The organism is Leifsonia sp. NPDC058194 (genome assembly GCF_042883605.1).
GTDB lineage: Bacteria > Actinomycetota > Actinomycetes > Actinomycetales > Microbacteriaceae > Leifsonia.
Map to the genome: position 1 here is coordinate 124,735 of NZ_JBHVVL010000006.1, position 14,462 is coordinate 139,196.

Below are 14,462 nucleotides of genomic sequence, written 5' to 3' on the forward strand. Positions count from 1 at the left end.
ACCAGGAGGAGTCACTGCATGCCCTTCACCATGCCCACCCTGCTGCCCCATCAGGAGGTCGTCGCCGATTGGATCGCCAGAATCCCCAAGTGCGGCATCTTCCTCACCATGGGCGGTGGCAAGTCCCTTGCCACCCTCACGGCCCTCGCCAGGATCCGGCCGACCGGGCACATTCTGGTCGTCGCGCCGATCAACATCGCCCGGTCCACCTGGATCGCAGAGGTCGAGAAGTGGGGCTTCCCGCTGCGCACCCGCAGCCTCATCGTCGACGAGAAGGACAAGAAGCTCGAGCGGGCCGACCGGCTTCAGCGCTACAAGGAGATCTTCAGCGACTACCCCTCGATGTACTTCATCAACGTCGACCTCGTCGACGACCTGGTGAAGAACATGCCGACTCAGCGGATCGGCGGCAAGAGGACCATCATGTGGCCATTCCAGACGGTCATCATCGACGAGTCGCAGACGCTGAAGAAGCCCGACGGTGTCCGCTTCCGGGCGCTGAAGAAGGTCGCACCGGCCACGCTCCGGTTCATCGAGCTCACCGGGACTCCGACGCCCAACGGGCTGATGGACCTCTGGAGCCAGATGTTCCTGCTCGACGGCGGCCTGGCACTCGGCACGACCCTGACCGCGTACCGCGAGAAGTACTTCACCCCGTCGCTCTACGTCAACGGGCGGCCGACCCGGTGGGAGCCGCGACCGGGCGCCGAAGAAGAGATCTACGCCCGCATCAAGCACAAGGTGATGAGCGCCCAGAACGCGAACATCCCGAAGCCCCCGGTCTCGATCGACGACGTCCCCGTCGTGCTCGACAAGGACACGATGGAGGCCTACAAGGACTTCACCAAGGAGCTGGTACTCGACCTTGCAAGCCCTGACCCGCTGAACCCAGGGACCGTCACGATCACCGCCGACAACGCGGCGATCCTCTACGGCAAGCAGCTGCAGTTCGCGTCCGGAACGATGTACACCGACGAGCAGAAGAACTTCGCGGTGATCCACGAGGAAAAGCTGGCTATGGCCGACTACCTCATCCGGAACAACGGCGGCTCCCCGGTGATGATCGCCTACAAGTACAAGTCGGACCGCCAGCAGCTCCTGCGATACCTCGACAAGGCCGGCCACGTCGCCGAAGGCTTCGACGGCAGCCGCGGCATGATCGACCGGTGGAACGCCGGGCAGATCCCCGTGATGCTGCTCCAGCCGGCCAGCGCCGGCCACGGCCTGAACCTCCAGGACGGCGGCCACACGCTGATCTGGTACACGCTCCCGGATTCCCTGGAGCACTTCCAGCAGACCAACGCGCGCCTTGCCCGCATGGGCCAGCGGTATCCGGTCCAGATCTGGTGCCTCATCGCACAGGGCACCCGCGACGCCAAGATGCCGGGCATGCTCCTGCGCAAGCAGATGGTGCAGGACGGTCTTCTCAGCGCCGTGGCTGTCGAGGTCTACGACCCGGATGAGGACATCCGCGAGCTGCTCGGCGACCTCGATCTGAGTCCGGTATGAGTGCCGTGCACAGGAGCCTGGGCGATGACAGCGCGGCGGTGGAGATCCTCCCCGGGGCTGTCATCATCGACCTGGCCACGGTCGATCTCGCCAGCCTCACAGCTGACGAGCTCCGCGACGCCTTCGTGGAAGCGCAGGCGCAGGGCGACGAGGCCGAGCTCGAGGTCGAGGACCTCCTCGGAGACCTCGACCTCAGCCCGCTCTGAACGCACTCGACCCCGGCTCCTCCGAAGAGGCCGCCGGGGTCGAGTGGGGGGTCAGGCTACTTGGACGTGCCCGCCGCCGGCGGCACGTAGATGAAGGGCACCCGGAGGACTGCACCGGCGTCGATCACATTGACGTTCCGGATCGCGTTGTACGCGGCGATCGAGTCGACGCTCATACCCAGCCTCGCCGAGATCGACGTGAGGGTATCCCCGTCCTGGATCAGATAGATCTTGTCCGGCTGGGGAGCTGCGGTCTGATCGCTGGCGCGATCCGGGGGTGATGCAGGAACATCCGAACCCGGTGTTGGCACACCGGGAGTCGGAGTCGGCAGAGCCTTCGTCGCGTGCGAGCTCGCAGCGACAGGTGTTGCCGTCATAGCGCCTGCGGCCCCGATGCCGCCGCACACCAGGACTGAGGCCAAGACCGCGGCCAGCGCACCGCCGACGATCACGGGCAGCATTCCGAAGCCGCGCTGAGCGCTGCTTCGTGCCCGGCTGTCGGGTCGTTCCTCGGTGCTCTGCTCCTCGGTCATTCCGGGCCTCTCGATGTCTGAAGGAAGGAGCGCCGCCGCCCCGTCAAAAGTGTCAAAAATGCTCGTTAACGAGTCTAATACACACATCAGGCTCCCCGTGCGAGCCAGCATAACCAATCGCAAAGCCACGCACGAAACCACATCAGAAACCGAACGAAAGCAGATCAAATGAGCATTCCCGCAGAGCGTCTCCGCGAGGGTCACCAGATCCTCGTCCGCGGCAAGATCTCCTTCTCGCGCCTCGCGGCGCTGATCGAGGGCGAGGCCCTCGCCCGGAGCATCGAGCAGGCCCGCAAGCGCGGCTCGCTGTACCCGACCGACGTGCCGCACACGACGGTCAACCTCGTCGACGCGGTCGTCCTCTACGCCGACGCGCAGAACCCCTCCCTCGAGGAGCAGTTCGTCGCGGAGAAGGTCTACGCGGTCAAGACCGGCGAGAACGCCGGCAAGCAGGGCTACGGCATCGACAACAAGTCGACGTTCCTGCCGACCATCCTGGAGATGGACCCGGAGAACGCCGGCCAGTACCGTCAGCTCGTCCTCGAGCGCGACCTCGCGAGCGGCATCGACGTCACCCTGGTCCTCCAGACCTTCAAGTCCAAGAAGGGCTACGCGAAGGGTGGCGTCGGCCTCCAGCAGGTCGTCCTGAACGAGCCGGTGCGCTACTACGCCTCGGCCGGTCTCGACACCTCGGCCCTGGCCGCCCGCGGCATCGTGGTGAACGGACCGATCAAGTCCGTCGCCGCCGCCGAGGCGCCGGTCAACTCGGCCGCCGCGGCCGCCGCTTTCGCCTCCGAGGCGGAGCGCGCGGGCTTCGACGTCCCGGCCAACACCGGCGCGGACGCGAACGGCTACCCCGTTCCGACCCCGGGCGCCCTCGGCACCGCCCCCGTCGTCGCTCAGCAGCAGTTCCCGCTGAGCGCGCCGGTCGCCCCGGTCGCCGCGCAGGCTCCGGCCGCGGCTCCTGTCGCTGCCCCGGCCCCGGCCGCCGCTCCGGCGCTGAGCCAGGACGCGCAGATCGCGCAGCTGCAGCAGCAGCTCGCCGAGGCCCAGGCCGCGGCCGCGGGCACCGGCGGCGCGTCGGCGTTCGACGCCGTGCCCGTCGCGACCCCGGCCGGCCAGGCCAGCCCGTGGGACGTCCAGGGCGGCGCTCCGGCCACCTACCAGGGCTGAGCCAGCCTCCCACCAGTAACGAAGAAAGGCCCGGTGCTTCTGCCCGGGCCTTTCTTCGTTCCCATCCCGACGAAGGAGGCGCGTATGGCGCAATTCAGCAGCCGAGACCAGGTCACGCCCGGCAGCCCGCGAACGAACCCCACGAACCGGGTGCTCGTCTACTTCCGGCTCTTCCTCGAGGGGCGCACCGGCGAGGACTTCCGGCAAGAAGCGCTGTCGCTCATCGAAGCGCTTGAGGACGCCGAGGGCTACACGACAGACGAACTCGACCACGCGCGCCAGGTACTCACCCGCCTGACCTCGGCACCCGCACCTGACCAGTAGAACCACACGGTTCAGAGAGGACCCCCGTGAGTCACACCGACCCGCGCTCCGCCTTCCCGGAGTTCTACGACAACCCCATCGTCAACGCCATCGCCGACATCCCGCGTTGGACGGTGTCCGACAGCGACAAGATGCCCATCAACACCCGCGAGCTGATGACCACCGGCCGCCTCTGGGGTGCCCACGCGATCAGCGACGAGTGCCTCGTCACGCTCGACGAGCTCACCGGGTTCCTCCCGACAGCCGCGAACAACGCCTTCTACCTGCGAGCCCAGACTGACGGCTTCCTCGTTCTCGACATAGAGAAAACCTGCCCGCCAGAGATCGCTCGCAGGATGCTCTCGATCCCGTCTCTCTATGGGGAGCTGTCGATGAGCGGCAAGGGCTACCACCTCGTGCTCCCGCTTCCGGCGAACTTCTGGGACTTCCCGATCGCCACCGGCAAGAAGGTGCTGAAGGAGGCGAACGGCTACTACGAGATCCTCCTCGACCACTGGGTGACCTTCACCCGCTCCCCGATCCCGGCCGGCAGACTCCCCGTCATCGACTACGAGCCGGGGGCCTGGGAGAACCTCTACGCCGAGCTCGCCAAGGACGCGGTCGAGGCGCCGGTCGCTGATCTCGACTTCACCGCCGAGCGGCCGGACATCCCGCGCATCGACACGATCCTCGACCTGATGACCAGGCGGGGGCTGGAGAAGACCCTCGACGACTTCCGCGGCGACTTCTCGCGATACGAGTTCTCCACACTCGGCGTGCTGTACAACCGGCTCGGGCCGATCCTCATTGCGATCGCAGACGCCGTCCCTGACGCCGACTTCGACGCATCCGCGAAGTCATGGCTCATCTACGAAGCGGCCACCCGACTCCTCCCCTACCGCGACAAGCACGACGAGATCCGCAACGGGATGCCCCTGCTGCTGAACGCCGCCTACTCGCTCGTCGCCCGCCGTCTCGGCGACAAGGCAGCCGCCGACTCCCGCGCGTAGCCGCCCCACGAAGCACCACACGACTCGAGGGCAAGGGAACGCTGTGCGTTCCCGCGGCGGCCGCAAGCGCAGCGCGCAGTTCGCCCTCATCAGCGTCCGATCGGCCGATCGGCGACCCACCGCGGACACCTCCGCATCAACACGACAGGAGACCAGATGGCAGACAAGGAAAAGGTCGAGGACTACTTCGTCCCGGTCGATCCGATGGACGACCTCCAGTGCGAGTCCTGCCAGTAAACGCATCACGGCACTCGCTGCCGAGAGACACGACACAGAGAGGGAAAGCACCATGGGGGCAAGCAACCAGAGCCCCGCGCTCGTGCACGTCATCCAGAGCGCCTACCACTACCGCGACGCCGACAACTACCCGACGACCGAGGAGAAGATCCTCGAGGACGAGGGCTGGTTTGCCGACGCTGCGTCGGCCGGCGTGCGCTGCGATCAGCTCAACGCCCAGCACCGCGCGCTCTACGACGTGGCAATGGCCCGGGCGAAACGCGAACGCGATGCGAAGATCGCGTCCGCTGTGACGGCGAACCGGGAGGCGGCACTCCTGCGCGCCAACGGGCTGGACAAGAAAGACGTGATCGTCCCTGACGAGTTCGTCCCGACACCATTCGAGAACTGGGCGCCGGGCTACAGCCACACCAACTACGAAGTGATCGAGATCCGCCGCTCCGACCACGACGGCATCGCCACCGCGGGAACGGTGGGTGCGGCTGAATCGGACACCACAGGGGGCGTGGTGTCCGGCACTGCGTGAGCATCGCGTAAGGGTCTCTGGCCGGGTGGCCAGAGTTGCTGCGCAATGGCGCAGCCGGGGGAGGTTGCGACCACCGGAGCAAGGGCGGAGGCCCTGCCCGGCGTCGCTGAACGGAAGGCACTCCGGCCTTCCCCGGGACCCGCCCCTTCGGATCGATGAACCACCACCTGACCCGAGGGGGTTTCTTTGTGACCAGCAGAACCGTAATGGCCGCCTGGCTCGGCCCCGCATCGCAACGCAGCGGGCCTCGCCGCGTCTTCGTCTGCGTGCCCGACACTCTTCGTCCATACCACGAGGCCCAGATCGCCACCGTGCTCAACGAGATCATCCGATCAGGCGACCAGCTTCTCACCGCGGGCTCCGACGACTCGGACCCCATCGCCAGTTTCGGCGCGCTGTACGGATACCCCGTCACGTCCGTCGCTGCCTGGCCGGCGCCGCCCGACCTGATCGTCATCGTCCTCGACCCGCTCGCGGACAACACCGCCGCGCTGCAAGCTCGCGCCCTCGCGGCGAACGGGAAATCCGACCTGCTCATCGCAGAACTACCAGACCTCTCCGCCTGAGCCCCGCTCAGCGAACACCCGTCCCTCACCGGCTCCCGCCGAACAGACAAGGAATCCTCGCCATGAAGTTCACCGACACCCTCACCGAAATCGTCAAGGCCGACCTGGAGGTCGGCGCCGTCCCCGCCCTGATGGGCGAGCCCGGCATCGGCAAGTCCTCCTTCGTCGAGGACCTGGCGAAGTCCATGGACACCAAGGCCTTCACCGTCGCCTGCAACCAGCTCGCCGACAAGGCCGACCTCACCGGTGCACGCCTGGTGCCCTACGAGCACAACGGCGAGACCAAGTACAAGCAGATGTTCTACCCGCACCAGGTCATCCAGGACGCGATCGACTACGCCGACGCGAACCCGCGCGAGTGGCCGATCCTGTTCCTGGACGAGATCAACCGGTCCACCTCGGACGTCACCTCGGCTGCGCTCTCGCTGCCGACGCTGCGTCAGATCGGATCGGCGAAGCTGCCCGAGAACCTGCGCATCATGGTGGCCGGCAACGACAAGGGCAACGTCACCATGCTCGACGAGGCGTCCATCTCGCGCTTCTCGATCTACCACGTCGAGCCCGACGCCCAGACCCTCATCGCGATCCTCGGCGCGAACCTCAACCCGCACGTCCACGCGGTCCTCACCCGCTTCCCGGGCCTGGTCTTCCAGAAGGGGGCCTCCAGCTCGATCATGGTCGACGGCACGGACGACGACGAGGACCTGACGGCGACCTACGCCGACATCCTCGACAGCGGTGAGGAAATGCTCCAGCTGACCACCCCGCGCACGATCGACAGCATCAGCCGCTGGCTGAACGCTGTGCCGCAGACCAAGCTGAACGAGTACCTGCAGACCCCGGTGAGCAAGGACGGCCGGGACATCACCCTGCTGGACGAGATCATCGAGGCGCACATCGGTCACACGGAGTTCGCGACCCAGCTCGTGTCCGAGATCGCCAACGGCATCACCTCCGGCGCGGCCGCTCAGGTCCAGACGCTCTCGGCGCCGAAGCCCAACTGCTTCGCCAGCCTCAAGGACGCCAAGACCGTCACCGACCTGGAGAACATCATCAGTGGCCTGACCGACCACGAGAAGTCCGGATCGCTGCTCTACGCGATCTTCGAGCGCGCCGACAACAAGGTCATCATCGAGCAGCTCGCGCAGCAGACCGCCGCGCTGGAGGGCGACCACAACCGCCTCCTGGTGCTCCTGGCGTCCGGCTCGCAGCTGGACGACCAGAACGTCCAGGCGCTCTTCGGCACGTCGACTCCGGTCGCCGACAGCACCAAGCTCGTCCTCAGCGCCTTCATGGCCTGAGCCCACGGGCACCGATGAAGAGGGTCCCGTTCTGCCTCGCGCGGAACGGGACCCTCTTTACTCGCCTCTCCGTCGTCCCATCGACGCCAACCGACCCCAGGAGGATCCGTGTCTCTCACGCTCAGCGGGCAGAAGCCCGCCATCATCAACCCGGTGCACACGCTCCCCATCAACGGGGTCTACGACCCGGTGCCAGCCATCCGCAAGGCGATCGTCAAGCCGCTGTTCAAGCCGCTGGCCAAGTCCGGCACCGTCAGCGTGACCACCCCGAAGGGCCACTCGCTGTCGAAGAGCGAGGTCACCGACCTGCTTCTGAGCGCCGTCGGCCCTACCGTGAACGGCCAGGCCGAGCAGGAGATGAAGTCTCTGCTGCAGCAGGGCCTCGTCCACTACGACCAGAACAACCCGCTCCTGGTCAATGAGCTCTTCGTCGTCCAGGCCGCCCACGCCTACCGGCTTCCGCACCCGGGGCCGAAGACGATCTACACGGCCGCCCACGACGTCATCCCTTCGGCGAAGAACCTCCTCGCCGGCAACGCGAAGGACGACGGCGAATTCTTCGCCAGCGTCGCCTACACGTACTCCCCCGAGGCTCTTGGGTTCTGGTTCCAGAGCGCATCCGACTTCGACGCCTTCAAGGCGTGGCTCACCCAGCAGACCGCGACTCTGGCCGCGGTACTGCCCGGCGACACCACGAACCTGCTGAACAAGTTCTCCCAGACCGACCTCAACGGCCTGGCCGAGGGCTACGTCCTCCGCAAGGACGACACCGACGCGAACGAGGAGTACTCCTTCGCCCGAGTCATCGTCCACATGCTGATGCAGTACCAGCAGCAGAACGCGAAGGTCTGGGGCAACGCGCCGCAGATGGGCACGATGCCGTTCGTCGTCTCGGAGCTGTTCCTGCCGCGCACGATCATCCTCGTCAACGTCGAGGCGCACGCGCGCTCGACGCCGAAGAAGGTCGACAACGAGTGGAAGCTGATCAACATCTCGTTGAAGTCGCCGATCAAGGTGATCTCGAACAAGGCGCTGAGCAAGCTCACCGCGCTCCCCCGCGCCATGGCGAAGGCGGCGGCCCGCGCGGCCAACGCCCAGAGCAACAAGACCGCCCAGAGCGGGCGGTCCGCGAAGATCGCCTTCAAGAAGCAGGCGCCCACCAAGGTCGACATCGAGAAGGGCCTCCTCCGCGTGCTCAAGCGCATGAAGGAGGTCAACCGCTCGCAGAACGTGCTGAAGATGACCAAGACGAGCTTCGCGAAGGCGAATCGTCGTGACCCGATGGACTACAACCGTCCGGGCAAGATCACCTCCACGCACTACCGGCCCGACCTGCACATCTACATCGACACCTCCGGGTCCATCTCGGAGGTGAACTACCAGCAGGCGGTGCTGATGCTGATCAAGCTCGCCAAGCGGATGAACGTGGATCTGTACGTGAACTCGTTCTCGCACATCATGTCCCAGGAGAACCTTCTCCGAACCAAGGACAAGTCGGTCGGGCAGATCTGGCAGGAGTTCCGGAGGATCCCCAAGGTCACCGGCGGCACCGACTACAAGCAGATCTGGGACTACATCAACGCCAAGGAGGCGCGCAAGCGCCGGCTCTCCCTCGTCGTCACCGACTTCGAGTGGGCGCCGTCGACGCAGCGGGAGCAGCATCCCGCCAACCTCTACTACGCGCCGTGCTCAAGCATGGACTGGGATCGCATCGTCCGGTGGGCCGAGCGCTTCACGAAGTCGATGCGTCACATCGAGCCTGCGATCGCGCAGAAGCTCATCGGTCTGGTCGCCTGACCCGGCTCGCCTGAGAAGGCAACGACCAGCAAACGGCCCCGCCGCGCGCTCCCTCTCCATTCCTGGGGAAGAGCCGCGGTCGGGGCCGTTTGCAGTCTCACTCACGAGAGGAAATTGCCCGCCATGGGACTCAGCAACTTCACGAACTCTAACGACGACGACGACACCTCCGGCAACGGCCCCGGCGGCCCGACGATCCCGGGTCTGCCTCCGATGTCGAACATCACCGGCAGCCTGTCCGGCGTCGAGGACATGCTCATCAACTACAACGAGCGCTTCAAGAACGCCGACCCGGCGCTCTTCCGCGACCCCTTGATCGCCCAGACCATCTCGGTCCTGATCGGCAAGAACAAGCCGAACCCGCTGCTGGTCGGCCCCGCCGGCGTCGGCAAGACCCGCATCGTGGAAGAGATCGCCCGCTCGATCGCCAACCAGAGCCCGCTGATCCCGCCGCGCCTGGCCAAGTCCACCATCTACGAGCTGCCCCTGAGCAACCTCGTCGCCGGAGCCGGCGTCGTCGGAGCGCTCGAGGAGCGACTGGCGATGCTGGTCGACTTCGCGACCGCCAAGGACAACGACGCCATCCTCTTCATCGACGAGATCCACCTGCTCCAGGACAGCCACGACCCGGTCTACAAGAAGGTCTCCCAGATCCTGAAGCCCGCCCTCGCGCGCGGCGACATGCGCCTGATCGGCGCGACGACGATGAACGAGGCCAAGTCCTTCGACGACGACCCCGCCTTCCAGCGCCGCTTCTCCCGACTGGTGGTCGACGAGCTCACGCGCGAGCAGACCGTATCGGTCCTGTTCGCCGCGCGGCCCAGCTACATCGCCCACTACCGGAACCAGGTCTCCATCTCGGACGACGTGCTCACCAAGCTCGCCGTCATCGCCGATGAGAACTCGCGTGCGTCCTCGCACCGACCGGACAACGCCCTGACATTGCTCGACCGTGCGATGGCCGATGCCGTCGTCCAGCGCAGCACCACGCTCGCCAAGGCGATCGCTGCGGGCAACACGGCCGCTGCGCAGGCGATCCAGAGTGTCCCGAACGTCTCCCTCGGCGAGGCCAAGCTCCGCTCGGTCGCCATCCGGCTGATGACCGGCCTGGCCACCAAGGAGCCGTTCGACGAAGCACGAGTGCTGCGCGAACTGGGGCGGATCAAGGGCCAGGAGGAGATCGTTGAGGAACTGCTCGACGCGCTCCGCCGTGACGACCTCGCGGTGTTCCCCCGCAAGAAGCCGCTGGCCTGGATGTTCGCCGGTGCCTCCGGCGTCGGCAAGAGCGAGGTCGCGAAGATCATCTCGGACGCGCTGACCTATCAGCCCCCGATCATGCTCAACATGGGCGAGTACAGCACCCAGTGGGACGGCTCCCGCATCGTGGGCGCCGGCCCCGGCTACATCGGGTCCAACTCCGACAAGGAGCTGCCGTTCGACACCCTCGAGTCGAACCCGTACCGCGTGATCATGCTCGACGAGTTCGAGAAGGCGCACCGCGACATTCAGCGGCTGTTCCTGACCGCCCTCGACGAGGGCTGGATGCGAATGGCCAGCGGCAAGGTGATCGACTTCTCGAAGACGATCATCATCGCCACGACGAACGCCGCCCGCGAATCGGTCAACAAGAACCCGGTCGGGTTCTCGGCGACCGCCGCACCGCACCGCGTCACCCGCCAGGAGCTCACCAAGGCGCTTCAGGAGCACTTCGAGCCTGAGCTGCTGGGCCGATTCTCCAAGCTCATCGCCTTCGCGCCACTCACGCGCGAGACCTACGGGGAGATCCTCGTGGCGAGCTACGAGAGGGAGCGCGAACGGATCCTCCTGTCCGACCCGGCCACCGCTGCGCTCATCCCGGTTCCGATCGACGACGACCTCCTGGCACAGACCGTGCAGGAGACGTACCTGGTCGACCAGGGCGCTCGGCCGGCCGAGCAGGCGGCACGTCAGCTCATCGAGGACACGGTCATCGCGGCACGCTTCGCGCCGGCGCTGGCCACCGTGTCCGTCGCTGTCGCCCAGACGGATGACGAGCTGGAAGAAGACGAAGCACTGGTCGACGCCTAGCGGCAGCGGCAGTGCGTCCAGAGGGGAGGGGGTTCGCCTCCTCCCCTCGCTCTTCGGCGTGCCTCCGCTCCACCGGCGCTGACGAACCCCCGCACCACCACAACCGCAAAGCCATCCCGCCCTCGGGCGAAAATTACCAGGAAGAAGCCAGACGATGCCGATCCAGCTCGATGACCTCACCACCCTCGCCACGGCGTCCGTCGCCAAGGCCCTCACCCCCAAGTTCTTCAGCAGCGAGCTCACCGGCAACGGGCGCAACGCGGTCGGCCTCCTGAACAACACCGTCCGCCCCGGGCGGTACTTCCTCGGCCAGAACGCGTCGACCATGTCGACCCGCGATGTCCAGGCCAAGATCAAGAGCTCCGGCAGCAACGTCACCACGTTCAAGATCCCCATGGGCCTTCTCGTGCAGTACTCGGTCGAGCACAACCTCGACAAGGGCATCACCCTCCCCGTGCCGTTCTCGAACGACCGGTTCGATGTGACCGCGAACCTCACGAAGTACGACTTCGACGTCTTCCTCGACATGACGCCCCAGGGTGTCGTGCTCACCAAGGACGAGAGCGGCGACAAGATCCAGAAGGACCTCCAGATCGTCTACCGGATGGAGATCTCCGTCCTCGCCAAGGGGTCGACCTCCGAGCGAGTGCGACTGGTGAAGATCGCGCCCGGGCGTCCGAAGGGTGCATTCGCTGTCGCCGACGAGTTCGCCATGGTGCGCTTCAGCTACGCGCCGCTGGACGACGTCGAGACCTTCATCAAGGACGCGACTCACCAGATCTCCGCCCGTCACGGCTTCGGCGTCTCCATCGACGTCGATGAACTCGCGGAGTGGATGGCCGACTTCGACGTCTACGAGCGCATGTGCCGCCTGGCCGACGCCTGGTCCGGCGACGGCATCGCCGACGTCCTCTGCACCCACATCGAAGAGCTGTTCGCCAACGGGCAGCCCGACGACCCGACCCTTCACCACCTCGCGATGCAGCTGCGCTACCTGGAGACCTACAACGTCTCGCTGGCCGCGTACCGGTCGATCCACGCCACCATCAACGGCGTGTGCCCGCCCGACGTCGCCAACAACCTGAGCAAGCAGAACCTCAACCTGCTCATGTCGCACACGCTGGCCGGCCTGAACTCGATGAAGGGCCAGCTGTCGGCGCCGCCGGCCGCCCAGCCCAGCAACTGGGTCATGCCCGCTCACTTCTCGGCGCAGCAGCGCGCGGCGATCTCCACCTCGGAGCCGCTGACGCTGGTGCAGGCGGGCGCGGGCACCGGCAAGTCCACCGTCATCCTCGGGCGCATCCAGCACCTCGAGTCCTGCGGTGTCGACGGCAAGGAGATCGCGGTCCTCTCGTTCACGAACGCCGCGGCGGACAACATCATCGAGCGGAACCCGGAGGTGCGCTCGATGACCATCGCGCGCATGATTCACGACATCTACTCGCTGAACCACCCCACGCACGAGCTGTCGTCGATCGACACGATCCTCAACAGCATCGACATCTTCTACCCGAACAGCGACGTCGCACGCTCCTTCCGGCGCGTGATGACCGAGGTCGACAAGCTCGCCCCGGGCGCGACGACGCTGCTGAACGCCTTCGTGGAGAAGTACATGGAGCAGGTCATCGAGATGCTGGACCGGATCGGGCAGACCTGCCTCGAGCTGGAGATCGTGATCGCCTACCAGAAGATCGACACGATGGTCGAGCCGGCCAACGTGCAGTCCAAGTACCTCATCATCGACGAGGTGCAGGACAACTCGATCTTCGAGTTCATCTACCTGCTCAAGTACGTCGCGAAGCACCGCGAGAACATGTTCATCGTCGGCGACGCCTCGCAGACGCTGTACGAGTTCCGCGCGTCCAACCCCAAGGCGCTGAACGCGCTGGAGGAGTCGGGTGTCTTCGCGACCTACCAGCTGACGACGAACTACCGCAGCAACCAGGAGATCCTAGACTTCGCGAACGTGCACCTGGCGGACATCGAGGCCAACGCCGCAGCCCAGCTGCGACTGCAGGCCAACTCGCTCGCCGTGCCTACCGCCGCCTCCTTCCAGGAGAAGGTGACGGTGGACTACAAGCACTATCAGCACCTCACGAAGTTCCGCGACGACCTCGCCCGGTACATCGCCGTCGACGCCCGTCGCTGGATCGAGGCCGCCATCGCGCGCGGTGAGCAGGTCGCGTTCCTCGCGCACACGCGCCAGGACATCCTGATCATCGAGCAGAAGCTGCAGGAGATGTTCCCGCAGCAGCACGTGGCGAACCTCGTCAGCAGCCGGACCTACCCCACCACGGTGTTCTCGCAGTACATCAAGCTGTTCTGGAACGACGTGTGCCAGGTCAACCCGGCGGACGCGGCCTTCGTGATCCACAAGGGCATCAACGACAATCTCGAGCACCTGACGAACAAGCAGAACGCCGCCAAGGCGGTCGGCGCTGTCGCCAAGATGACCTCGGATTGGTGGATCGCCAGCGGGGCCGACATCAACGGCTGGGTGGGCCTGTTCCAGAACGGGCAGCTGAGCCGTGACGAGTTCTTCGACCGCCTGCGGGAGAACGTCCTCGCCTACGAGATCCGCCACAACGGGATCAAGCAGTCGCTGATGAACCAGAAGAACCGGGAGCGCAAGGAGAAGAACCTCAACGCGCAGGCGAAGCTGGTCGTGAGCACCATCCACGGTGCGAAGGGCCTCGAGTTCGACAACGTCCTGGTGGTGCACAAGTTCGACGCCCAGATGAAGGAGGAGGACAAGCGCATGTACTACGTCGCCTTCACCCGGGCGATGAAGAACATGTACGTCCTCTCCTACGGCTCGGCCAAGAAGCCGCGCATCGAGGCTGACTACGAGATGCTCGTGGCTGCCCTGGAGAAGCGCGACGCCCTCGAAGCCCTGCGCCAGCAGGGTGTCGACACCGACACCATGTCGGACGACGAGGTCGAAGCGGCTCTGGCCGTGCTCCTGGCCGCAGCCGAGGCTGCAGGCGCGAGCTCGGTTGAGCCGGCCGAGGACCTGGACACCGCCATGAGCGGCTTCACCGACGCGCTCGCGCGTCTGGACGCTGACGAGGCGGACGCGGTTCTCGCCGGCGGCAACGCTGACGACACCGTCGACGACGGCTCGGCTTTCACCGCCGCCACCGTCTGACGCGATCGGTCCTGTCGGCCGCATCAGCGCTCGCATCAGGCAGAGAGGGGGGATCCATCCGGGTCCCCCCTCTCTGCCTCGCACCC

At 66.1% G+C, this 14,462-nt stretch carries 12 protein-coding genes; 11 read left to right on the forward strand and 1 reads right to left on the reverse strand.

Translation table 11 applies throughout. The features are described 5' to 3' along the window. Positions 1 to 18 precede the first annotated feature (18 nt). Together ACFVU2_RS19650 and ACFVU2_RS19655 are read left to right on the forward strand one after the other, a co-directional pair. Positions 19 to 1,509 carry an SNF2-related protein gene (locus ACFVU2_RS19650; RefSeq protein WP_387878028.1) on the forward strand — a complete coding sequence of 497 codons (1,491 nt, stop codon included), beginning with the start codon at positions 19 to 21 and terminating at the stop codon, positions 1,507 to 1,509. A gap of 5 nt (positions 1,510 to 1,514) precedes the next feature. Beyond that, positions 1,515 to 1,715: a hypothetical protein gene (locus tag ACFVU2_RS19655; RefSeq protein WP_387878030.1), complete on the forward strand. Its 201-nt coding sequence runs from the start codon at positions 1,515 to 1,517 to the stop codon at positions 1,713 to 1,715. Positions 1,716 to 1,771: 56 nt separating this feature from the next. On the opposite strand, the gene ACFVU2_RS19660 is transcribed toward ACFVU2_RS19655, so the two are convergent. Then, positions 1,772 to 2,248 carry a LysM peptidoglycan-binding domain-containing protein gene (locus ACFVU2_RS19660; RefSeq protein ID WP_387878033.1) on the reverse strand — a complete coding sequence of 159 codons (477 nt, stop codon included), beginning with the start codon at positions 2,246 to 2,248 and terminating at the stop codon, positions 1,772 to 1,774. Positions 2,249 to 2,416: 168 nt separating this feature from the next. Between ACFVU2_RS19660 and ACFVU2_RS19665 the strand changes: the two genes are divergently transcribed. From ACFVU2_RS19665 to ACFVU2_RS19705, 9 genes are all read left to right on the forward strand, one after another. After that, positions 2,417 to 3,421 carry a hypothetical protein gene (locus tag ACFVU2_RS19665; protein WP_387878035.1) on the forward strand — a complete coding sequence of 335 codons (1,005 nt, stop codon included), beginning with the start codon at positions 2,417 to 2,419 and terminating at the stop codon, positions 3,419 to 3,421. Positions 3,422 to 3,505: 84 nt separating this feature from the next. Further along, on the forward strand, positions 3,506 to 3,745 hold the full coding sequence (locus ACFVU2_RS19670) for a hypothetical protein (RefSeq protein ID WP_387878037.1): 240 nt from the start codon (positions 3,506 to 3,508) through the stop codon (positions 3,743 to 3,745). Positions 3,746 to 3,771: 26 nt separating this feature from the next. Next, the gene (locus ACFVU2_RS19675) at positions 3,772 to 4,734 is read left to right on the forward strand and encodes a hypothetical protein (protein ID WP_387878039.1); all 963 of its coding nucleotides are present in this window, start codon (positions 3,772 to 3,774) and stop codon (positions 4,732 to 4,734) included. Positions 4,735 to 5,023: 289 nt separating this feature from the next. Further along, positions 5,024 to 5,497, forward strand: a complete 474-nt coding sequence (locus ACFVU2_RS19680) for a hypothetical protein (protein ID WP_387878042.1) — start codon at positions 5,024 to 5,026, stop codon at positions 5,495 to 5,497. Between the two features lie 188 nt (positions 5,498 to 5,685). Next, a complete protein-coding gene (locus ACFVU2_RS19685; RefSeq protein WP_387878044.1) occupies positions 5,686 to 6,063 on the forward strand; it encodes a hypothetical protein in 378 nt (125 codons plus the stop codon). Positions 6,064 to 6,125: 62 nt separating this feature from the next. Beyond that, positions 6,126 to 7,364 carry an AAA family ATPase gene (locus ACFVU2_RS19690; RefSeq protein ID WP_387878046.1) on the forward strand — a complete coding sequence of 413 codons (1,239 nt, stop codon included), beginning with the start codon at positions 6,126 to 6,128 and terminating at the stop codon, positions 7,362 to 7,364. A gap of 108 nt (positions 7,365 to 7,472) precedes the next feature. Beyond that, complete coding sequence (locus ACFVU2_RS19695; protein WP_387878047.1) at positions 7,473 to 9,161, forward strand: hypothetical protein; 1,689 nt, start codon at positions 7,473 to 7,475, stop codon at positions 9,159 to 9,161. Positions 9,162 to 9,284: 123 nt separating this feature from the next. Further along, the gene (locus ACFVU2_RS19700; RefSeq protein WP_387878049.1) at positions 9,285 to 11,228 is read left to right on the forward strand and encodes an AAA family ATPase; all 1,944 of its coding nucleotides are present in this window, start codon (positions 9,285 to 9,287) and stop codon (positions 11,226 to 11,228) included. Between the two features lie 154 nt (positions 11,229 to 11,382). After that, positions 11,383 to 14,376 carry a UvrD-helicase domain-containing protein gene (locus ACFVU2_RS19705; RefSeq protein ID WP_387878051.1) on the forward strand — a complete coding sequence of 998 codons (2,994 nt, stop codon included), beginning with the start codon at positions 11,383 to 11,385 and terminating at the stop codon, positions 14,374 to 14,376. Positions 14,377 to 14,462 lie beyond the last annotated feature (86 nt).